The organism is Chitinophaga sp. 22620 (genome assembly GCF_052044405.1).
Taxonomy (GTDB): Bacteria; Bacteroidota; Bacteroidia; order Chitinophagales; family Chitinophagaceae; genus Chitinophaga.
Genome location: NZ_JBQEMV010000005.1, coordinates 182387 through 201811 on the forward strand (window position 1 = coordinate 182387; position 19425 = coordinate 201811).

Genomic DNA, 19425 nt, shown 5'->3' on the forward strand with positions numbered 1-19425 from the left:
TGGCACACGCTTCAGTTTTTTCGCTGGCGGAAGTAGAGGATTATGCTTTCTGAAGTTTTTTCATCACGATGGCTTCGCCGATGCTGTTGGTCCTGAGCACGGTCCATTGCGTTGCGCTTTCCAGGGTGATGGCGTAGTATGTGTTGCCATCCACCACGTATTCCATTACACTGTGGATCTTCTGGTCGCGGAATTTGCGGATGAGGGTGGAGACCACTTCCAGCGGAAGCTCTGTATCGGTGATGATGCGCGAAGTGGCGAGGAGGGTACCGTCTTTATTGAAGTGAGCGGTCACCTTACTGGCCCTGAGGGTGAACTTGGCCATGTAGTTGTTGTCCGTTTCGTACCATTGAACATTGGCGGCGCCTGCAAACACGCGGTCGAAGGCGAGCTGTACTTTACGGTTATCGATATCGCGGCCGAAAGATGCGGCGGCTGAAAGAACGATAGCGGCGAGGAGGATGAGCTTTTTCATGATTATAGAGTTTTTTTGGATTTGAAATGTTGTTTTGTGTTTGCGTTGTTTGATGGTGTAAAATTAGCTCCATGCAGGGCGGGAGGCAAGCGAATAGGTATTAATGGAGTGGTTGAGCGGCCATTGTCCGGAATTGGGATTTATGCGGACACCGGTATCTGTGGCGGGTTTGACGGCAGCGGTGCATACACCGCTTCCCGGAAGCCGTATAACCGGTACAGTGACAACCGGTTCCGGGAAAACGGTGATTTTCAAAAGCGGACACTTTATCTCAAAAGCGGACGATTTTTGGTACTTTTAAGGCCATAAACCAACCGCAGGACAATGCAGCGCTGTTTTACAAGCAGGCCGGCATGCGGGAAGAACTGGCGGCACTGAATGCGCTCCGCGAAAAAGAGCTGGCGGCAAAGATCGCGGCGCAGCAGATCAACCGTCCCGCGCCTTCCCTTGCCGCTTTCGTGGACATGAAGGGCAACCCGGTGAAAACAGAAGCACTGAAGAACAAAGTGATCCTCATCGATTTCTGGGCTACCTGGTGCATTCCCTGTATGGAAGAAATGCCTTATGTGCAGCGGTTGTACGACCAGTACAAAAGTAATCCCGATGTGGTGTTCATGATCGTGAACAGCGGTGCGCGCAATACCCTCGCGGATGCGCAGGGCTGGAAAGGCCACAGGCAATATTCCTTCCCCGTATATTACAATACCGACCCGGAAGTGGGGGAGAAGTTCAGGTTCAACATCATACCTGCCACCTACATCATCGACAGGAATGGAAATATCCGCTTCGGCAATATTGGCTTCGAAGGCCCTGAAGTGGAAACGAAGCTCCGGCTGCAGCTGGAGCAGGTCTTACAACATTAACGGGTACCATTTGCAGAGAAAGGAAGCCCCGGCACGGAAAGGCCGGGGCTTCACTGTTTTATGCCGGTAATTTTTTATTCGCTCCGCAGGCTCTTAACCGGGTTGGCCACAGCGGCCTTTAATGTTTGAAGCACTATCAGCAGCATAGACGCAACGCCCAGGATCAGTATGGTAAGCACGAAGGGATGGGCCGTAATATCCACCCGGTAAGTATAATTTCCCAACCATTTCCGCATGAGCAGGAAGGCAACCGGAATGGCCGCTATCGCGCCAACCACGATCATCCAGAGAAAATCTTTCATGAACAGCGCGGCGATACCGCCCACGGATGCTCCCAATACCTTGCGTATCCCGATCTCCTTGGTGCGTTTCTGCACGCTCAGGGAAACCAGTCCCAGTATGCCCAGCAGCACGATTACCAGCGACAGCCCGGTTGCAATGTAAGTGCCGCTCTTCAGCTGCATTTCCACGGAATAGAGCCTCTTCAGCCGGTCGTTAATAAAAGTATATTCGAATGGCGCGCCGGGCATCAGTTCCGCCCATTTTTTGCGCACAGCTTCAATCCTGGCGGAAGGAGAGCCGGGCTTCAGCTTAAAGGACATGTACCGGTACATCACTGCGAGATCAATGGAAAGGATCATCATAGGCTCTATCTTCTGGTGCATGGTCTTGAAGTGGAAATCTTTAAGCACGCCTGCCACGTGATATACGCGCTGATCGCCGTCTGCCGCTCGGATGGCCTGGTTCAGCGCTTCCTGCGGCGTCCAGCCCATGGACCTTGCAAAGGTTTCGTTGACCACCACCTTCAGCGGGTCCGCCAGCTTCACGTCTTTCGTAAAATAATCCCCGGCGCTCATGTGCAGGTTGTACAATGAAGCGTATTTGAGATCGGTGAAAATGGTCATGGAAGAAATGGCGGAAGTGGAATCGGTGCCGGGCTTAAAGAAAGGGCGAGTGCCGGAATAATTGGCGTCAGGTATCTCGTAAGAAAGACTCACTTTTTCAACATCGTTCAGCGTGGCAAGCTGGTCGCGGGTGCTGTACATTTTCTGCAGCCCTTCGGGCGACCAGTTACGGGGCAGCTGCGCAGCGATCACGAATTCGCGGTCGTAGCCCAGGTCTTTCTTGAACAGGAACCCGATCTGCTGGCTGATGATGAGGGCGCCGATCAGTACTACGGCGGCGGTGAAGAACTGGAAAGTGATCAGCGCTTTCCGCATCCAGATATTTTCTTTCACCGTTCCCGGCCTGCCCTTCAACGAATCCACCGATTGGAGCGAGGAGAGCATGAAAGCCGGGTAGATGCCGGCCAGCAGGCCGGTGAACAGGATAAACAGTATAGGATAAATGATAAAATGAAGAGGAAAGTCCGTCAGGCCGGGAATGCTGGTGCCCAGCATCCTGGAAAAATAATTGCGCCCGGCCAGGTAGAGCAGGAACGCGAAACAAGTGGCCACTGTAACGGTGATGGTGGATTCCGTGAGGAATTGCAGGATCAGCTGTTTCCTGAGCCCGCCCAATACTTTCCTCACACCGATCTCCTTCATGCGCGAAGAGGATTTGCTGATGGAAAGGTTCACGAAATTGATGATGGCCATAAAAAGAATGAAGAGTGCTGCTGCGGAAAGGGCATACAGCATTTTCCGCACGATGCCGTTGTTGGCATCCAGGTGGTATTGACTGAGCGAAACCAATACCGGCGTGAGGTTCTCTGATATATTGGCCTGGGCGTTCTTCTTCAGGAGATCTTTCATGGGTTTTGCCAGCGAGCCGGGCGTTATCCCGGGCTGCAGCTCTACATAGCCGATCGTGTATTTGGTGAACCAGTTGTTGATATCGCGGTTGAAGAACGGCATGTTGCCGGTGGAGATGAAGAATTGGTTGATATCGTCCGGGTCCAGGCTGGTGATGGAATTATCTGCCAGGTCTTCCAATACGCCGGTGATAGTAAAAGCCTGCTTGGTGCCGCCGAAATTGGAAATATCCAGGGTTTCGCCCAGCACGTTCGTTTTGCCGAAATATTTCTTCGCTATCTTCTCCGTGATCACAACGCTGTAGGGCGCCGTCAGTGCCGTTTTAGGATCGCCCTGCGCAAGGGTGAAGCCATACATATCCAGCAGCGTGCTGTCTCCCAGGTGTATCCCTTCCCTGAAAGCTTTATCGCCGCGGGCTACCGTGGTGGTCACGCCGTCCCAGCGGTAAAAATTACGCACCAGGTGCGGATATTCTTCTTTCATGGCCCTTGCCAGCATGCCGATCGTGGTCAGCTCTCCGCCCTGGTTCTCTTCCTTCCAGCGGCTCTGGATAATGTAGTGCCGGTCTGCGTTCTTCAGGTTCTTGTTCACATTCAGTTCTTTCCACACAAAAGCCGCCACCAGCAAGGCGAACCCGATACCCGCGGAAAGCCCCAGTACATTCACAGCGGCATAGAACCGGCTCTTGCGGAAGTTGCGCCAGGCTATTTTAACATAGTTCGAAAACATAAGAAAGAATTGGACCGCTCCTAAAATTACGAAAAAGGTGCCGGTGTTTATGTTGCTGATAACCAATGCTTTTTCTGCCGGAGGCTGTCCGTTCCCGGTCGGCGATTGTCCGCTAGCGGACACTTCGTACATTCGGTAAGTGAAGTACCTCATCCATTTCCTGTATGTTGCCTGGTATTGGAACCTCCCTCTTGCTTTTTTTATTGTGAAGCGCGAGATCGCGGGGGAGCGCCGGTACGGTATCAATACTACCGGCACCGATAACCTGAAAGGGATCATGCCCGCTGAAGACCGCGTGCATATCACTATGTACGAGCCGGTGAATTATTTTTCCGCCGAGTGGCTGATGGACCGTGTGACGGCGGAAGAAAAAAACACCGGTTTCCTGGACGTGGGCTGCGGAAAAGGCCGGGTGCTGGCCATTGCGGCGGCATACGGGTTCAGTTCGGTAACAGGAATAGAGATCTCTCCCCGGCTTTGCAAAGCCATTCCGCAAGGCCGCTATACCGTTCATTGCATGGATGCACGGTATTATGATGTGCCGGACCACATCGGCGTCATCTTTCTTTTTAATCCTTTCGACGAAACGGTGATGCAGGCATTTATACAGAAGGTAATGGAAAGCCTTGGCCGGGAAAGCCGCCCGCTGAAAGTGCTGTATGCCAACCCTCGCTGCCGGCAGCTTTGGCTGGATGCGGGTTTTGAAGAAACGGACTCGTTTGTGAAGATGAAATACCTGCAGGGCTCGGTGCTGGAGCGGAAAATATAAATTAGGAAATACCTGTGGGAAGTTCTAACTTGGTAAAGAACAATGAAATTCGCTGCAACAGCTTAACACATTTTACTTGCCTCCGGGGGAACACAATATTATCTGGGAAAAGTTTAAGAACGGGGATATGCATGCCCTGGAGGAAATATATCGCGCCCATGTGAAATCCATGATCCGGTATGGCCGCAAGATCACCCACAACCTGGACCTGATACAGGACAGCATACAGGACCTCTTCATCGAGCTGTGGAAGAACCGCAGGAACCTTTCCGAAACCACCCACCCTGAATATTACCTGTTCCGCGCCCTGCGCAACAAACTCGCCAAAGCCCATTCCCGGCAGTCTTTCATCAGCGAATCCGAGCTGCGCCTCGCTTCAGACAGCCTGCAGGTGGAATACGTGGAGCTGGAAATAATGGCCCGGGAAGTGGAAGTCCAAACGCGCAATACCCTCAAACATTTGCTGGAACAATTGCCGCTCCGCCAGCAGGAAGTGATCCATCTTCGTTTTTACCACAATTTCCCCTACGAGCAGATCGCGGAGCTGATGGGCATGAACTACCAGTCTGTGCTCAACCTCATGCAGCGCGCCCTCAAAGCCCTGCGCAAAGCCTACGCCGCCCGCCCGGACCGGTTCTAGAAAACTTTTTTTAAAATTATCCTGCCAAAGTGAGTATATAGTGACGGAACGCTCCATTACCTTATATACGCGATGCATAACGAAGCGCACATACACGCCTTACTGCTGGACAACCGGTTCATAGACTGGGTGGTGAACCCCCAGAGCCCGTATGCCGAATACTGGCTGCAATGGATAGCGGCGGAGGCCGGCAATGCCGCTGTGGCTGAAGAAGCCCGCCGTTTCATCCTCGAAATGAGGATGGCAGGGCAGGAAGCGCCCGAAGATGTGCCGGAAGACAAGCTGGACGGGATGCTCAGCAATATCAAAGCGGGTATCGCGCCGGCTGGCCGTTCCGCGAAGAAGTGGTACTGGATGGTCGCCGCGGTGATCACCGGGGCTATCGTTGCAGTGGCATTCTTCCCTTTCTCCACCCCGAAAAGCAGCCTGGGAATAGCCGCAACCGAAATGCAGATGACGGATGTGGTGCGCTACAATGGCAATAAGGAAGACGAGCTGCTGTTCCTGCCCGACGGGTCGAAAGTGATTTTGTCCAAAGGCGCGCGTATTTCCTACAACTTATTAATGAATGGTGATAAAAGGGAGATCACCCTTTCCGGCGATGCATTTTTTGATGTGGCGCCCAACCCCCAGAAGCCTTTTTATATCTATACGCAGCATGTGGTGGTAAAGGTGCTGGGCACCAGTTTCAGGGTGAACGCCTCCGGCGGGAAAGAATCCGTGGCGGTGAGCACCGGGAAAGTATCCGTATACCTGAAAGGGCAGGACCTTGAGCAGTCTGCCGCCCGCATTGTGCTGCCGAAGCAGGTGGTTTCGCTGACGGAAGATTTCCGGGCGCTGACCACCCGTGAGTGGAGCGGCGAGCCCCCGGTTGCTATTACGCTGCCGAAAAGAACCAGCTACGATTTCCAGGAAGCGCCGCTCGGCGCCGTGTTAAAAACACTGGAAAAAATGTATGCTATCCCCGTGAACTATAATTCCGACACGTTTGATAATTGTTATATCACTATATCATTGGGAGATGAGAGCCTGGAAGAGATATTAAAAGTGATCACCAGAACCGTCGATGCATCGTACAGTATGAGCAGCTATGGCATAACGATAGAAGGTAAAGGCTGCAGGTAAACAGTAAAGAGGGACAATCAATCGCTATATACTACCAAAATTGAGGAAAAAGGCCGTCATACCCGGCCCGGGCGCTCCTGTGCCCGAATGAAGCTATGTTTTATCAACTAAATCGTTCAGCAATGAAGAAAATTTATTCCACTTCGTTTTTTATGAAGGCCGCACTGGTACATTATTTTCTGACACTTGCTATTTCCGTGGTGGCAACTGCCGCTCCTGCAAACGGACAAGGCATCTTAGACAAGAAAATATCCCTGACCGTGGAAAATGAAGCGTTCCGGACGGTGCTGGAAAAGATCAGCCGGAAGGCCGGCGTGAAATTTTCCTACACCCGTAACACCATTCCTGAAAAGGAAAAGGTGAGCCTTCAGGCAAAAGATGAAACGCTGGCGCGCGTGTTTGCCCAGCTGTTTCAGCCTTATGATATTCAATTTGAAGCCATCGGCAGCCAGGTGGTGCTGAAACGCAGCCGCCTGCTGAGCATCCTGCAGAGCGAGCGCCAGATGGCCGCCGTACTCGAAAACGCTGCATTCAAAAAAGTAACGGGCACCGTGAAAGACAACCAGGGCATTCCCCTTCCCGGCGTTAACGTCGTGATCAAAGGCACCCGTAAAGGCGCCAGCACCGATGCGAACGGCCGGTTTGAACTGGACGCGGAAGACGGCGATGTGCTGGAGTTTTCGGCCATCGGGTTCAAGACCGTTTCCCTGCATGTAACCGCGGAAACCACTTACGCCGTAACGCTTGAAACAGATGAAAAGGCGCTGGGAGAAGTAGTGGTAACCGCAATGGGCGTGAAACGCTCTCCCCGCTCGCTTGGTTATTCCGTACAGAAAGTGACCGGCGACGATATCAACATCGCGCAGGCCCCCACCATTGCGCAGGGCCTGATGGGTAAAGTGGCCGGCCTGAACATCAGCAATGCCTCCGGGGGGGTGGAAGGCGGCTCTTCGCGCCTGGTGATCCGCGGCAACACTTCGCTGACAGGCGATAACCGCGCGCTCATCATCGTGGACGGTGTGGCCATCAACAACGACCCCGTGAACAACAACGACAACAATGGCGGAGGCGGCGCAGTTGGCACCCAGCAGGGCGCGGATGTGAGCGGATATAACGACTGGGGCACGGGTCTCAACTTCATCAATCCCGAAGACATCGAAGACGTGACCGTGCTGAAAGGTCCCGCTGCTGCAGCTTTATACGGAGCACGCGGCGCCAATGGCGTGATCCTCGTAACCCGCAAGAAGGGCGAGAAGCGTAAAGGGCTCGGGGTGGATTATTCCTTTTCCACGCGTAAAACACAGGTCTATGAGTTCCTCGATTTCCAGAACTCCTACGGCTCCGGCCTGGTGGGCTCTATGTGGACGGCGGACCAGCAGAAACAATTCCCCACGAATGTGAACGGCCAGCGCATGCAGATCGGCACCTACTCGGGCAGTTTTACCGCGGGTGATTACAAGACCGGCGCCTGGGGGTTTTTGCCTTATACCAATACCACGCAGGCATGGAATATCTTTTCTTTCCCCAGCGGCCTTTCCTGGGGGCCACGCTTCGATAACCAGCCGATACTCTGGTATGATGGCGTACAAAGGCCTTATTCCGCACAGCCGGACAACTGGAAAGATTATTTTCCCGACGGGAACGTGAACCAGCATAATATCTCCGTATCAGGCGGCGGCGACGTGGGTACCGTGCGCTTTTCCTACACGAGAGACGACAGCAAGGCGAACATCCTCAACAGCAACTACAAGAACAACACATTCAATCTTGGTTCCAGCATCAAGATCAGTAAAATATTGTCCGCAGACATCACAGCAAGCTATGTGAATTATACCCGGCTGAACACCCCGCCCGTAGGAGCCGGCGCTTTTATGGCCGGCTTTTCCTACGCGGCCACGAGAGATTACCGTTCCGACGTGGAACGCCTGAACAATACCAAGGCAGACGGCTCGCAGCGTGATGTTACATCCCGGGGTGAATTTCCCGCGAATACCCCGCCTTATCCGTACTATTCTTATATGGCCAATTCGTACTGGAATATTTACCAGAACAATACCACCTTCAACCGCAACCAGCTGATCGGCGGCCTGAAACTGACGGCCAATGTGACGGACTGGCTCACGGTTACCGCCCAGGGAAGCGTGGATAATTCTTCAGACGGTACAGAGATCAGGGAATATCCTAAAAATATCCAGGGAACGAATGGCGCCTACAAAGAAGCCACGTCGCGCAACCTCAGCCGCAACATGAATGCGATGGTAAGGGTGTATAAAGACAATCTCTGGGGCAAATTCCTGAACGCAAGCCTTACCGGCGGGGTGGAATCATATTACCGCAATGATTATACGGTGAGCAGCCGTACGAAAGGGCTGTTCATCAAACCCTTTATCTTCACGCTCGACAATGGTTCCGAGGCGCCAGACCCCGCGAAGGAGCTCCGTTTTACCAAAAAGATCAATTCCGGCTTCGGTTTCCTTGACCTGTCCTATAAAAATTATTTGTTCCTGCAGCTCACGGGCCGCAACGACTGGTCGTCTACCCTGGCCAAGGACAATAACGCATACTTTTACCCTTCCGCGAACCTGAGCTATGTATTCACCGACGGCATTACCTCCGTGCAAAATGCTTTACCATGGCTGAGCTTCGGTAAGCTGAGTCTTTCCTACGCGGAAACCGGCAGCGACACCGATCCGTATTCCATTTTCAACGTGCTAAACACCGTGAACTTCAACGGCCAGGCGGCACAAACCTATCCATCCACGCTGAAGTTTACCGGCATTGAGCCGCAAAGGAGCCGTCAGTACGAGATAGGGTTGAGCCTCGGGATGTTCAACAACCGCCTGAACCTGGAAGTGACGGCCTATACCATGAAAACATTCAACCAGATACTGACCAATGCATTGCCCCAGTCTTCAGGTTACACAAGCATCCAGCTGAACAAAGGCTCGCTGGGCAACAAAGGGATCGAGTTCATCATCAACGCCACCCCTGTAAGCACCAAAAATTTCAGCTGGAGCGTAGCGGTGAACGGAGCACATGCGCAGAACAAAGTATTGGCGCTGGATGAAGGCGTGGAAGAACTTACGCTTGGAAGCTTCTTTGGCGGCAGCGGGGTTTCACAGCGTGTGAAAGTGGGAGAGAACTACGGAACGATCTATGGCAAGGACTACACTTACCTGAACGGCAAACGCGTGGTGCAGAGGGCTATTAACCCTGAAACCAAGGAGGAACTGTATTATGAAGTGAACGGCAACCGTCACGTGGCTGGCACGCAATGGGTGCTCACCGGCAGCGAAGTGCCCATCGGCAACTCGCAGCCCTTCCTCACCGGCGGCATCTCCAATACCTTCCGCTACAAGTCGCTCAGCCTGTATGTAATGGCCGACGGCAAGTTCGGCGGCGACACGTACTTCGGTACCTATGCCGCGGCAATGGGCAACGGTCTGCTCAAGGAAACGCTGAAAGAAAGAGATGGCGGCGGCCTTCCCTACCTTTATCCGGACGGCACCACGGCTAACACCGGTGTGATATTCGACGGTGTATTCGCGGATGGTAAACCCAATACCGACGTAGTTGGCTACCAGTGGAAATATCTCGGCACCTACACCTCCTGGAACCACGTTGGTGTACCACGTTCTGCATCTGTTTTTGAAAACACCTGGATGAAACTGCGCGAAGTGGCGCTTACCTACCAACTTCCCCAGGACCTGGTGCGCAAAACAAAGATCTTTCAGAACCTGAGCCTGTCGCTGATCGGCCGCGACCTGTTCTACATCTTCACCACCATCCCCAAAGGCCTGAATCCTGAAGGGGTGAACGGTATCGGGAACATGCAGGGTATTGAATATTCTTCCATGCCGCGCATCCGCTCATTCGGCTTCACCGTAAAAGCCGCTCTCTAAAACTTAAAAAGACCGACGATGAAAAAAGTACCAAACATATTATATACTTCTCTTGTTTGCGGTGTTTTGCTGAGTGCAGCCGCCTGCAGGAAAGATTTTGACGAGATCAACCAGCCTTACAAAGACGCCATCGAAGAAACTGCTTCCATACCCGGTTTGTACAATGGCCTGGTATCGTCTCTCGGGAAGTATGGCGATGATGTGCTGAACGTAGGTGTGTTGTATCCCACGGCCAACCAGCAAGCCTTTCAGAATATCGCTACTCCATTCGTGAATTATGCGGGCGGCTTCTGGAGCCAGTATTACCCGGATCTCAATACTTACCGCGCACTGCTGAAGAAGATCTCGGAACAAACCGACCCCGCTTCTTTTAACAATGTGAAATATATGGCGACCATACTGCTCGCGTCAAAAACGCTGCGGATGCTCGACTACTATGGCGATATTCCCTACACCCAGGCCTCAAGGGCCAGCGAGGGAAGCGCCAATTACAGGCCGGCATACGATGCCGCGCCGGATGTGTATAAAAGTGTGCTGAGCGACCTGAAAGAAGCGGTGGATGGACTTGTGACCGCCCCCTCTCAAGTGAGCATCGGCTCTTCCGAAAGTTATCTCGGCGAGGACCTGGTTGCCTGGAGAAAGTTTGGCAACGCTTTGCGCCTGCGTTACGCGGTGAGACTTTATAATAAAGAAAATGCGCTGGCTTCCGCTATTATTACAGAGATCATCAACGGGAACAAGCCCCTGCCGAACAACCAGCAGCACGGCGCTATGCAAAAGGATAATTTCGGCTTCTGGCCCAACCTGGTAGCTCCCGCAGGCACTATCAAAGATGCGCTTGCCAGCAAATGGGACTCCTACCACGAGCTGTCTATCTCCAACATAAGAATGAGCAGCAATGTATGGAACCAGATGTCGTCCACCAACGCCAGCGATGGCTCGGGTATTTTTGATCCCCGGTGTTTCGTGTTTTTCCAGACGAACGACGCCAACCGCTGGGTACCCCAGCCGCAGGACGGCTCACAGGCGGAGGGCGGTACGCCGTACCGGAGCGAAACCACTGTGCGCAGGCCTTTCGGCACCGACCCGACCAACAAGTTCGCCAGCTTTAATTACTTCATCGCCTACGACCGCCTTTTTTACCCTATCCTCGTGATCTCGGAGGCGGACGTGCATTTCCTGAAAGCGGAGATCTACCAGCGGGGCATGGGCGTGGCGAAAGACATTGTAAAGGCCAAAACGGAATATGAAGCGGGCATCCGCTCGTCCGTGGACTTCTGGTACGAATACGTAAAACAATCCACCATATGGCTGACGAAGCCCACCGCGCCAACAGCGCTGCAGATCACAGCCATGCTCGCCAATCCCAAGGTATTGTACAACGGCGCCAACGATGCCGATGCGCTGAGGAAGATCGCGACGCAGGCGTGGCTGGCCACGATGTTCCAGCCCTGGGAAGCCTGGGCCATTGCCCGCAGAACGCAGCTCACCCCGCGCGATCCTGCCCTGCCGCCGTTATCCATCAACCGTATGCCTTACCCCGACGATGAAAATGTAAATAACCACGACAACTGGCAGAAAGCGTCAGGCGGTAAATCGCCTACCGACCAGGTGTCTGTGAAAGTATATTGGATGCAGTAACTGCATGCGATCAAACCCTGTGTGCGCGTTCCCGCCCTTCGTGGCGGGAACGCTTTTTTGCGGGATTTATCCGTAACTTTAGATAACCCCCAAAATCCTGCGGATATGAAAAAAGAATCCCCGCATACGCCGGCGCCCATACAAAGGCAACCAGGCCGTAACTTTTTCACACCCTCCGTTCACCCGGACAGCGGAACCGGTATTTCCGCCAAAAGCGGCGGTCATGCACTGCCCGTAAGTACGCGCGGTGAAATGGAACACCACTTTGGCAGCGATTTCAGCCATGTGCGCGTGCATACGGACGACCGTGCGGCGGAAATGAACCGCAGCCTCGGCGCGCATGCCTTCACGCACGGCAACGATATTTATTTCAACAAAGGCCGCTATGACCCTTCGGGAGGCAACGGCAAACGCATACTGGCGCATGAGCTCACGCACGTGGTGCAGCAACGGGGCAAAGGGCCTTCTATCCAATGCCTCCGCGTTACCAACGGCGAATATGGGAAGGCGCTGGAAGAATATACCAGGATCCACAATGTGCCGGACAAGCTGATCCGCCTGCTGGCCGGGTCCGCTGAATTTATGAAAGTGGCTGTCGCGCTGGACAGGCATTATGTGTGGCGCACCACCAGCTTCAATTGGGAAAGGAAACACCAGGAAGCGCTGGAATACGATGCCTCGAACCGCATTACCAACAAGTCGGCCCCGTTCAAAGGGAAAAAGGAACTGATGGTAGTAGGTGGCGGAACCGGTGCCCTGTTTGAACCGGAAGAAGCGCCTTCCAGCAGCGTGTCCGGCGATGCGATCATCATCAATTCCACCAGCGGCGAGGAATTTATCCGCCAGGCCGTGCACGAGTCCATTCATGCGCGCAACCATATCACGGGCGGGGGCGGTGTGGCCCCGGCTACGCTGGCAGACCATATAGCGGCGGGTTTGAAGGAGGAAACCTCCACGAGGGCGGATGAAGAAAAAATTATCTCGGGCATCGCGAAAGCCAAGCCCTCCATGAATTTCGGTCCGGCAGCCTCTACCGATCCCGATGTGGTGAAAAAGGAATTTTCACCCGGCCTGGGCATGACCTATATCGAAAACCTCTTTTTCACCTGGCGGTTGCAGGAAGCGAAAGCCAAAGACCGCATTGATGATGAAAAGGCGGGAAAGATCTGGGAAAAAGTGAAGGCGGGCAACACGCTCCAGTTCCAGGAATTCATAGCGCCCAGCGGCCTGATAGAGCTTTCGGACTATGCGCAGGTAGCCGCGGATTATCTCAAGGTGCAAAAGGAATGGGCGCAGCTGATGGAGAAGAGGCGCGGCGATCCCAATCTCGCCGCTTTCCAGGATGCTATGCTGAAAGATCATGCAAAACGTTTCTTTGAAAAAAGAGTGACCTTATAACGTTACCGGCTAATTCGTTTACGCTTTCCCGTAATAAGCCGGGTCCAGCTGATGGCGGTATTCAGGATGGGTCTTGATGAAACCCGCCACGAACGGGCAATACACCATCACCAGCTTTTTTTCGGCGGCCGCGAAAGCAAATGCCGCCCTCGCCAGCGCGGAAGCCACCCCTTTGCCGGCCATGGCCGGGGGCACTGTGGTATGCATAAATGCGATATCCTTTTTATAATAACGGTAAGTAAGCTGCGCCAGCTCGCCGTCCAGGCGCACCTCGAACTGCTGGTTCTCCCGGTTGTTCACCACCTCGTAAGTTGCATCGCTCATACTGGGAGTTTAAAATGGTTTCACTGAAGGGTCCAGCAGGCGCTGCCATTCCGGGTGGCGCTTGAGGTAGGCATGCACCAGCGGGCAGAGCGGCACGAGCGTGTAATGATGCTCTTCCAGGTAAGCCAGCGTTTTTTCGATCAGCGCAGTTGCCACGCCCTTGCCTTCCAGCGCTGCCGGAGCTTCGGTATGGATCAGCCACACCTTGGTTCCGCTTTGCTTGTAGTCGATGAACGCCGTATGCCCGTCCACCGCCAGTTCGAAGTGATGGATGGCTTCATTTTTCACCAATGGCAGCGGCTTGTATTCTTCTTTCATGTCTCCGGTATTTTTTCAAATATAATAATACCGGGGAACTTACTTTGTTTCAGTTCGAATCCTGCCGCTGGCCGGTACCCGGCACGCCGGTGGATTCGTTGGTGCTGTCCGGCAGGTTTTCTTTGGTGAGCCCGCCCGTTGCTTCATCGGAGCCTTCAGGATTGTCTTTTTTTATTTTGCCGCCGGTGGAAGAATGTTCGCGGCCTTCCTGCTCTTCGTGCTTCTTTTGCGTTTCCGTATCGGGTTGCTGGATGGGTTGCTTCATGGCAATATTTTTTAGGTTATGTGTATTCTGTTTGTTCTTCGGTGTAATATGTCGTGCGCCCGTTCATCTCCGCATGCTCGATCTTTTTACCTCCCGGGCTTTTTTCTTTCCCATGCTGATGCACCCGCATGAAATCGCGCACTTCCCCCGCAATGATGTCCGGGTGGTCCTTTTCGATCTTTTTCACCGCGTCTTTCAGCACTTTTTTAATAGCCCTCGCCAGCCGGGCGGACGCTTCTTCCGGTATTTTTTCCGCAATGGAAAAGGGTGAGATCCGCGCTTCATAAAGTATCTCGTCCGCATACGCGTTACCGATGCCCCGGATCACATGCTGGTCGATGAGCAGCTTTTTCACTTTTGCGCGCGAGCCTGCCAGCAGCTTTTTAAGATAGGCGGCGGAAAACTGGCGCGACAGGGCGTCAGGCACTTCGGAAAGCTGCGGGTCAGGGGTGATGCGGGCTTTCTTTTGCCAGTCTGTTACGGACAGCGTGGAGCCATCGTCGAATTGCAGGGAGAAGACGGTGTGCGCCGGTTTGCTGTCTTTTTCCTCATATACCAGCTTGCCGTGCAGCATGAGGTGCAGCCCAAGGATGTGGCCGTTCCCGAAAAGGAAGCGCAGTTCCTTGCCTTCGCGGTACACTTTTTTGAGCGGCTGGCGCAGGAAGTCCTTTTTCCAGCTGCCGGCTTTGGAAAGGGCTTTGAGCTTCTTTCCTTTTAGTTTTTTCTGAAGGTGCTTGCTGAACACCTCCAGGTCCGGTAATTCAGGCATATCCTCGGTTTATTCGTTTATAGGAACGGCCCACGCGCATGCCGGTGTAATGCTGCCCTTCAAATTCCTTAAATTCGTTGTCGGTTTTGGCCAGGTCTTTTTTTGCTTCTTTTTTCCGGCGCGCCGCTGTTTTTTTAGCGGGTTTGCGGGGAACGGCAGCTGCCTTTTTCCGGGTTGTTGTTGCCTTTTTCCTCGCGGGGCGGGCGCTCGTTGCAGTGCTTGCCATATATTCCGTTTATCTTGTCTGGCCCCATATACCATGCCAGTGTACGGTTGTTTGAAGAAAGAGGAACAAAAACGGTATCCGGATTGTAATCAATCAATAGTAAATCAAGACGAATGGAAGCACATCAACGCAAACAGCAGGAGATACTGAATGAATTGTCTTCGGACGCGGGTAAAGGCCTGGCGGCCGAAGATGCCCGCCGCAGGCTGGAAGAGCACGGTCCCAACGAGATCAGCAGCAGCAAGCGCATTTCGCCGCTCATGATCCTCCTTCACCAGTTCAAAAGCCCGGTGGTATACCTGCTGCTGCTGGCCATGGGCCTGTCCCTCTTTTTCCAGGAATGGCTGGACGCGATCGCCATTGCCGTGGTGATACTGCTGAACGCCGTGATCGGTTTCATCATGGAATTCCAGGCGGAACGGTCCATGGAAGCTTTGCAAAAGATGACCTCCCAGTCTGCCCGCGTGCTGCGCGACGGCAAAGTGCAGGAGATCCCTTCGGCAGAGATCGTTCCGGGCGATATCATGCTGCTCGAAGCGGGAGACATGGTGCAGGCGGACGGCCGGATACTGGAATCCACCGACCTGCAGTCGGACGAGTCCGCACTGACCGGTGAATCGCTGCCGGTAGACAAGCTGCCCGGCGAACTGGAAGCCGACACGCAGCTGGCCGAAAGAACGAATATGGTCTACAAAGGCACGTTCATCCGCAACGGCAATGGTAAAATATTATGTATAGCCACCGGCATGGAAACAGAGCTGGGGCATATCGCGCATATGGTGGCCGGCGCCCGCAAAGCGGCCACCCCGCTGGAAAAGAAGCTGGAAAGCTTCAGCAAACGGCTGATAGGCATCACCGTGGGCATCGTAGTGCTGATATTCGGCGCGGGCCTGCTGAACAGGGAGCCGGTGCTCGAAATGCTGAAAACGTCCATTGCGCTGGCCGTGGCGGCCATCCCGGAAGGTTTGCCTGTAGTGGCAACGCTGGCGCTCGCAAGAGGGATGATCAGGATGGCAAGGCAGAATGTGATCGTGAAGAAACTTTCCGCCGTGGAAACCCTCGGCGCCACCACGGTGATCTGTACAGACAAAACGGGCACGCTCACGGAAAACAGGATGGAAGTGACGGACGCCCTGTTGCCCGCCGTTGAATGGCGTCAGAAAGAAGAAGCGCCCGATGAAGAATCTTTCCGCTGCCTGCAACGGGTGGCCATCCTCTGCAACAACGCTTCCCTGGATAGCGATAAAGGCATCGGCGACCCGATAGAGGTAAGCCTGCTCAGCTTCGCCGCCGCAACCGGGGCGGATGTTGCGCAGATAAGGGAAAAATTCCACAAGCTCAAAGAAGCCCCCTTCAACTCGGATACCCGTGTAATGGGCACCTTGCATAAAGGCGAAGAAAAATACCTCGTGTCTGCCAAAGGCGCCGTCGAAAACCTGCTGGAGATATGCAAACAATCCCTGCACGACGGCTCGGCAAAGGACCTGACGCAGGAAGAGTGCGACAGGTGGATGCAGGAAACAGAAAAGCTGGCGGCATCCGGCCTCAAAACCCTGGGCTACGCCTACCGTGAGCTGGACAGTGAAACCGGCCAGTTCATGGAAGACCTTGTTTTTCTCGGCATCACCGGTTTTATGGACCCGCCCCGCGAAGGCATCCAGGAAGCTATCGGCGAATGCCACCAGGCGGGCATCCGGGTGATCATGCTCACCGGCGACCACCCCGCCACCGCCGCGCATATCGCGCACCAGCTGGGCATCAGCAAAGATGAAAAGGACGTGGTGACGGGCAAGGACCTTACTGCCGAAAGTAACGCCTGGTCTGAACTCGCAGTTTTTGCCCGGGTAAGCCCCAAACAAAAACTGGACCTCGTGAATGCTTTGCAGGACGACCACCAGATCGTGGCCATGACGGGCGACGGTGTGAACGATGCGCCCGCGCTCAAAAAAGCGGATATCGGCATCGCTATGGGCATCCGCGGTACGCAGGTTTCGCAGGAAGTGGCCGATATGGTGCTGAAAGACGACGCCTTCGAATCTATCGTAACGGCGGTGCGCCAGGGCCGGGTGATCTTTACGAACATCCGGCGGTTCATCGTGTTCCTGCTGTCCTGCAACCTTAGCGAGCTGCTGGTAATAGGGCTGGTGGCCACAGCTGGCCTGCCGTTCCAGCTGGCCGCCATCCAGATATTGTTCATCAACCTGATCACCGACGTGTTCCCCGCCATGGCACTGGGTTTCACGGAGGGCGACCAAACCGTGATGCAGCGCAAACCGCTGGACCCGCGGCATCCGATCATCAGCAAAAAGGCCTGGGGCGTGATCTGGTTCTATTCGGCAGTGATCGGCGCAAGCGCGCTGGGTGCGGCTTTCACGGCGGAGCATTTCAGGGAGGGAGATATAGATGTGCATGCGGCCAACAACGTGCTGTTTTACACGCTCATCCTTTCACAGTTGCTGCACGCGCTGAACATGAAAGAAGGAAAGGAAAAATTCCTCGGCGGGCCGGTGATGCGCAACCCTTATGTGATTGGCGCCATGGTGCTGAGCGCGGGCGTTACCTTGCTGTGCCTGTTCATTCCACCGGTGAAGGAAGCGCTGCGGCTGGAAATGATGCCACGGCTGGACTGGTTGCTGGTAGGCGGTTTCAGCCTGGCCGGCATGCTCGTCATCAGGCTGGGCTCCGCGATATTCGGGAGAAGGGACTGACAGCGGGAACCGGGCAGTTCCCGCATTGGTCATTTCGTCCTGAACTTTACTTCGTAAGGCACGAGCGGGTAGCCGTCTGCGGATTTAAACCCGAGGTCCGTAAGGGTCAGGTTGTAATTACGCCCCGGCTCCAGCTTCACTTTTAACACGATCGAACGGTTGTCTGCCGCGAATTGCGGTTTCTCCGCTTCCGGGTACTGCTCTTTCCCGCCAGAACCCTGGCTGAAGGAATAACGGGCGGGGCTCATAACAGTGGAGAACACGAACCTGATCTCTTTGGTATCCGCGCTCACCGTGGTATCTCCGTTGGTAAAGGGTTCTATGCGTTCCACGACGGGGCGTTTTTTTTGATAGGCCTGCATCAGCGCAGGCCTGTCCAGCTTTTCTTTGTAATATCCTGAGCGTACGAGGAAATTTTGAACAGCCAGGCTGTCCGCATAATCCAGCTCTATAATTTCCGCAACGGCTTTCTTTTTATCTTTCGCGTTCTTGTAATAAGAACGGCAGATGGTATACCCCATGTAATACCCCAGATCGGCCATGGTAGCGGCGTTGTTGCCTTCATACATCCAGGACTGGAAGCCGTCTGAGAACATTTCCTGCTTGAATTTTTCTTTCAGCGCGGCCTCATGCGCATCGCCATAAACGATGTAACTGGTGAGGAGCGGCCTGCCCTGCACCAGCTCTGTGATAAAATCGCAGGAACCTTCCTGGATGGCGAGGCTCAGCAGGTCCTTCGGCTCGCCCTTCTGTTGGGTATGTACATATTCATGAATATTGAGCGACACGATGTTGTCGGGCTTCTGTTTGGAAAATACGTCCGCCAGCCATTTGGAAGGGAATTCGGATACATCGATGGTACTGTCTCCGGTCGCGATCTCCGTGCCTATCAATACCAGGTTGCCGCTGGTGGTGCCGCCGGAGCGGAGGGCGCCTACCGTGAAATACATTTTCGCATCTTTCAGCGCGGGATACAGTTCTTTGAAACGCTCAATGCTGCGCTCTATTTGCGGTACATACTGCTTTACGCTGAATGTATTCGGGCGGATGGACGCCCAGAACGCCGGGTATTGCCGGATGCGGTTCACATACAACGGCGCATTGTAATTCCGAGCTGCCATAAAGGCTTTCAGGCCGGGCGTGCCTTTGTCGAGATAAAGCGTTTGAATGTATTGTAACTGCCGGAGGCTGTCTTTGGTAGTCTGAACGCTGTCGTAGGCCTGCCAGAAACGGTCGATGTCTGATGTGAAAACGATCTGCGCCGTTTGGGCTGAGGCTGAAAAATAAAGGAACAGGGTAAAAAGCAAGGTTCTGATCTTCATATTGCAACTAGATTGGTGATTAAAATAAATAAAATTTATTTCTTGGCATGTTAAAGCCGCAACATGAAAAGAAATGGTTGTAATTAACCCACGGCCCTCATCCGTCAGTTCAAAACCTGTTTCCGTTAAACGGGCATGCTGAAAGGGCATTCCACGCCGTAGGTTTGTGGCCGCAATCAAAAAACAATTTTAAACCC

General features: G+C 53.8%; 16 protein-coding genes. 8 read left to right on the forward strand and 8 right to left on the reverse strand.

The features are described from left to right. Nucleotides 1–40 precede the first annotated feature (40 nt). The gene (locus ACTJIK_RS23410) at nt 41–475 is read right to left on the reverse strand and encodes a hypothetical protein (protein WP_440649969.1); all 435 of its coding nucleotides are present in this window, start codon (nt 473–475) and stop codon (nt 41–43) included. A gap of 353 nt (nt 476–828) precedes the next feature. Between ACTJIK_RS23410 and ACTJIK_RS23415 the strand changes: the two genes are divergently transcribed. Further along, nucleotides 829–1338 (forward strand): TlpA family protein disulfide reductase, encoded by a 510-nt coding sequence (locus tag ACTJIK_RS23415; RefSeq protein ID WP_440649971.1) that lies wholly within the window; start codon nt 829–831, stop codon nt 1336–1338. A 74-nt stretch (nt 1339–1412) separates the two neighbouring features. On the opposite strand, the gene ACTJIK_RS23420 is transcribed toward ACTJIK_RS23415, so the two are convergent. Continuing rightward, nucleotides 1413–3821: an ABC transporter permease gene (locus ACTJIK_RS23420; protein ID WP_440649972.1), complete on the reverse strand. Its 2409-nt coding sequence runs from the start codon at nt 3819–3821 to the stop codon at nt 1413–1415. A 139-nt stretch (nt 3822–3960) separates the two neighbouring features. On the opposite strand from ACTJIK_RS23420, the gene ACTJIK_RS23425 reads away from it, so the two are divergent. The 6 genes from ACTJIK_RS23425 to ACTJIK_RS23450 all read left to right on the forward strand — a co-directional run bounded on the left by ACTJIK_RS23425 (nt 3961) and on the right by ACTJIK_RS23450 (nt 13296). Further along, complete coding sequence (locus tag ACTJIK_RS23425; RefSeq protein WP_440649973.1) at nt 3961–4590, forward strand: class I SAM-dependent methyltransferase; 630 nt, start codon at nt 3961–3963, stop codon at nt 4588–4590. 127 nt (nt 4591–4717) lie between these two features. Further along, nucleotides 4718–5230, forward strand: a complete 513-nt coding sequence (locus ACTJIK_RS23430) for an RNA polymerase sigma factor (RefSeq protein ID WP_440649974.1) — start codon at nt 4718–4720, stop codon at nt 5228–5230. A gap of 72 nt (nt 5231–5302) precedes the next feature. Next, nucleotides 5303–6355 (forward strand): FecR family protein, encoded by a 1053-nt coding sequence (locus ACTJIK_RS23435; RefSeq protein WP_440649975.1) that lies wholly within the window; start codon nt 5303–5305, stop codon nt 6353–6355. A gap of 122 nt (nt 6356–6477) precedes the next feature. Further along, nucleotides 6478–10257: a SusC/RagA family TonB-linked outer membrane protein gene (locus tag ACTJIK_RS23440; protein WP_440649976.1), complete on the forward strand. Its 3780-nt coding sequence runs from the start codon at nt 6478–6480 to the stop codon at nt 10255–10257. Nucleotides 10258–10275: 18 nt separating this feature from the next. Next, the gene (locus tag ACTJIK_RS23445; protein WP_440649977.1) at nt 10276–11898 is read left to right on the forward strand and encodes a SusD/RagB family nutrient-binding outer membrane lipoprotein; all 1623 of its coding nucleotides are present in this window, start codon (nt 10276–10278) and stop codon (nt 11896–11898) included. Nucleotides 11899–12003: 105 nt separating this feature from the next. Next, the gene (locus ACTJIK_RS23450; protein ID WP_440649978.1) at nt 12004–13296 is read left to right on the forward strand and encodes an eCIS core domain-containing protein; all 1293 of its coding nucleotides are present in this window, start codon (nt 12004–12006) and stop codon (nt 13294–13296) included. A gap of 18 nt (nt 13297–13314) precedes the next feature. Here the strand turns inward: ACTJIK_RS23450 and ACTJIK_RS23455 are convergent, their stop codons facing one another. The 5 genes from ACTJIK_RS23455 to ACTJIK_RS23475 are packed head-to-tail and all read right to left on the reverse strand — an operon-like array spanning nt 13315 to nt 15198. Then, nucleotides 13315–13620, reverse strand: a complete 306-nt coding sequence (locus tag ACTJIK_RS23455; protein ID WP_440649979.1) for a GNAT family N-acetyltransferase — start codon at nt 13618–13620, stop codon at nt 13315–13317. 9 nt (nt 13621–13629) lie between these two features. Next, entirely contained in the window at nt 13630–13938 is a 309-nt protein-coding gene (locus ACTJIK_RS23460) for a GNAT family N-acetyltransferase (protein WP_440649980.1), read from the reverse strand. A gap of 49 nt (nt 13939–13987) precedes the next feature. Further along, a complete protein-coding gene (locus tag ACTJIK_RS23465) occupies nt 13988–14203 on the reverse strand; it encodes a hypothetical protein (protein ID WP_440649981.1) in 216 nt (71 codons plus the stop codon). Nucleotides 14204–14219: 16 nt separating this feature from the next. Then, nucleotides 14220–14972, reverse strand: a complete 753-nt coding sequence (locus tag ACTJIK_RS23470; protein WP_440649982.1) for a DNA-formamidopyrimidine glycosylase family protein — start codon at nt 14970–14972, stop codon at nt 14220–14222. Continuing rightward, nucleotides 14965–15198 (reverse strand): hypothetical protein, encoded by a 234-nt coding sequence (locus ACTJIK_RS23475; RefSeq protein WP_440649983.1) that lies wholly within the window; start codon nt 15196–15198, stop codon nt 14965–14967. Before ACTJIK_RS23475 ends, ACTJIK_RS23470 begins: the two co-directional genes overlap by 8 nt. A gap of 113 nt (nt 15199–15311) precedes the next feature. Here ACTJIK_RS23475 and ACTJIK_RS23480 point away from each other — a divergent pair, with 113 nt between their 5' ends. Then, complete coding sequence (locus ACTJIK_RS23480; RefSeq protein ID WP_440649984.1) at nt 15312–17906, forward strand: cation-translocating P-type ATPase; 2595 nt, start codon at nt 15312–15314, stop codon at nt 17904–17906. Between the two features lie 29 nt (nt 17907–17935). On the opposite strand, the gene ACTJIK_RS23485 is transcribed toward ACTJIK_RS23480, so the two are convergent. After that, nucleotides 17936–19228, reverse strand: coding sequence for a DUF2268 domain-containing putative Zn-dependent protease (locus tag ACTJIK_RS23485; RefSeq protein ID WP_440649985.1), 1293 nt, complete (start codon nt 19226–19228; stop codon nt 17936–17938). Nucleotides 19229–19425: the final 197 nt, after the last annotated feature.

Bases quoted from the DNA above. Each gene is read 5' to 3' on its own strand.
- ACTJIK_RS23460 (WP_440649980.1), bottom strand. From the start codon at position 13,938: ATGAAAGAAGAATACAAGCCGCTGCCATTGGTGAAAAATGAAGCCATC.
- ACTJIK_RS23470 (WP_440649982.1), bottom strand. From the start codon at position 14,972: ATGCCTGAATTACCGGACCTGGAGGTGTTCAGCAAGCACCTTCAGAAA.
- ACTJIK_RS23430 (WP_440649974.1), top strand. From the start codon at position 4,718: ATGCATGCCCTGGAGGAAATATATCGCGCCCATGTGAAATCCATGATC.
- ACTJIK_RS23485 (WP_440649985.1), bottom strand. From the start codon at position 19,228: ATGAAGATCAGAACCTTGCTTTTTACCCTGTTCCTTTATTTTTCAGCC.
- ACTJIK_RS23480 (WP_440649984.1), top strand. From the start codon at position 15,312: ATGGAAGCACATCAACGCAAACAGCAGGAGATACTGAATGAATTGTCT.
- ACTJIK_RS23440 (WP_440649976.1), top strand. From the start codon at position 6,478: ATGAAGAAAATTTATTCCACTTCGTTTTTTATGAAGGCCGCACTGGTA.
- ACTJIK_RS23435 (WP_440649975.1), top strand. From the start codon at position 5,303: ATGCATAACGAAGCGCACATACACGCCTTACTGCTGGACAACCGGTTC.
- ACTJIK_RS23450 (WP_440649978.1), top strand. From the start codon at position 12,004: ATGAAAAAAGAATCCCCGCATACGCCGGCGCCCATACAAAGGCAACCA.
- ACTJIK_RS23445 (WP_440649977.1), top strand. From the start codon at position 10,276: ATGAAAAAAGTACCAAACATATTATATACTTCTCTTGTTTGCGGTGTT.
- ACTJIK_RS23455 (WP_440649979.1), bottom strand. From the start codon at position 13,620: ATGAGCGATGCAACTTACGAGGTGGTGAACAACCGGGAGAACCAGCAG.
- ACTJIK_RS23415 (WP_440649971.1), top strand. From the start codon at position 829: ATGCGGGAAGAACTGGCGGCACTGAATGCGCTCCGCGAAAAAGAGCTG.
- ACTJIK_RS23410 (WP_440649969.1), bottom strand. From the start codon at position 475: ATGAAAAAGCTCATCCTCCTCGCCGCTATCGTTCTTTCAGCCGCCGCA.
- ACTJIK_RS23465 (WP_440649981.1), bottom strand. From the start codon at position 14,203: ATGAAGCAACCCATCCAGCAACCCGATACGGAAACGCAAAAGAAGCAC.
- ACTJIK_RS23475 (WP_440649983.1), bottom strand. From the start codon at position 15,198: ATGGCAAGCACTGCAACGAGCGCCCGCCCCGCGAGGAAAAAGGCAACA.
- ACTJIK_RS23420 (WP_440649972.1), bottom strand. From the start codon at position 3,821: ATGTTTTCGAACTATGTTAAAATAGCCTGGCGCAACTTCCGCAAGAGC.